The organism is Rhodosalinus sp. FB01 (genome assembly GCF_041365715.1).
Lineage (GTDB): Bacteria > Pseudomonadota > Alphaproteobacteria > Rhodobacterales > Rhodobacteraceae > Rhodosalinus.
Genome location: NZ_JBGFSH010000056.1, coordinates 1 through 528 on the forward strand (window position 1 = coordinate 1; position 528 = coordinate 528).

The 528-nt window shown below is 69.9% G+C and carries 2 pseudogenes; both read right to left on the reverse strand.

Annotated features, from left to right (window positions below):
* Nucleotides 1-258 (reverse strand): annotated as a pseudogene (locus tag AB6A65_RS16535) (ABC transporter permease); the annotation flags it as partial.
* Nucleotides 255-528: pseudogene (locus AB6A65_RS16540) on the reverse strand (ABC transporter ATP-binding protein); the annotation flags it as partial. The pseudogenes AB6A65_RS16535 and AB6A65_RS16540, both read right to left, overlap by 4 nt.

Below are 528 nucleotides of genomic sequence, written 5' to 3' on the forward strand. Positions count from 1 at the left end.
CACCAGAAGCGCGTCGAAGAGGATCGCCCAGTCCTCGATCAGCGTCCGGAAAACGAGCCCGGGGCCCGGCAGCGTGTAGTGCGGGATATCGTTCCAGACCACGATCCGGTCCCAGGCGAGCAGCGCCAGGGCCATGACCAGCACGGGCAGCACCCATTTGCCCACCCGCTCCAGCCGTCGCGCGCGGCGGCGCGCGCGCTCGTCGGCGTCGATCGTCGGGGGGGAGGCGGCGCTTTCGTCGCGTTCGGCGAGGGTCATGCAGCGTCTCCCATCGCGGCGTGCAGGGCGTCCGAGGCGTCACGGCAGTAGGCGGCGTATTCGGCCGAGGTGCGGAAGGCGTCGGTGCGCGGATAGGGCGCGTCCACCGCGAGCTCGCGGATCACGCGCCCCGGCCGCGCCGCCATCACCACGATCCGGTCCGAGAGAAAGACGCTCTCGAAGACCGAATGGGTGACGAAGACCACCGTGCAGCCGATCTTGTCCCGAAGCGCGAGCAGGTCGTCGTTGAGACGGAAGCGCGTGATCTCG